Origin of the sequence: Gilliamella sp. wkB108 (assembly GCF_001690195.1) — a bacterium.
GTDB lineage: Bacteria > Pseudomonadota > Gammaproteobacteria > Enterobacterales > Orbaceae > Gilliamella > Gilliamella apicola_L.
The window spans coordinates 1-394 of sequence record NZ_LZGM01000044.1 but is presented as its reverse complement, the minus strand read 5'-3'; the positions used below and the strand labels follow the sequence as shown (position 1 = coordinate 394).

The 394-nt window shown below is 30.5% G+C and carries 1 protein-coding gene; it reads right to left on the bottom strand.

The window, feature by feature from the left end; genetic code table 11:
* Positions 1 to 111: 111 nt before the first annotated feature.
* Positions 112 to 394, bottom strand: a 283-nt coding sequence (locus tag A9G11_RS14350; RefSeq protein ID WP_218056050.1) for a hypothetical protein, incomplete at its 5' end; no start/stop codon positions are given.

The window sequence follows — 394 nt, the reverse complement described above, 5'->3', positions numbered from 1 at the left end:
TAAAACTCTTCAGTCAATTTACTGAATAAATTTGATATCAATGACACAAAATTTTTCAATTCGTGTCACCCTTCATAAAAATCTTAGTGTTATTATTAGTTAGGATAAATATCACCAGATGGTAAACGCTTTCCCATTAATCCATTTCACCATTTCACCTTGGCCTTTACTTTTATAACTTACCTTAAACCAGATATCAGGATATTCACTTCTTTTTAGTTCCTCTTTATTCCAAATCACATCCAGAATTTTAACAAAATCATTTTTTACCAAATACATATCCGTTGGATGGCTATCATTAGGCTCATCATAAAGTGGTACTTTTTCATGCTGAATATATGACTTGATATTTTTTTTGATGGTCGATTTGTTTAATCGTTTCGCTAATGCCGTT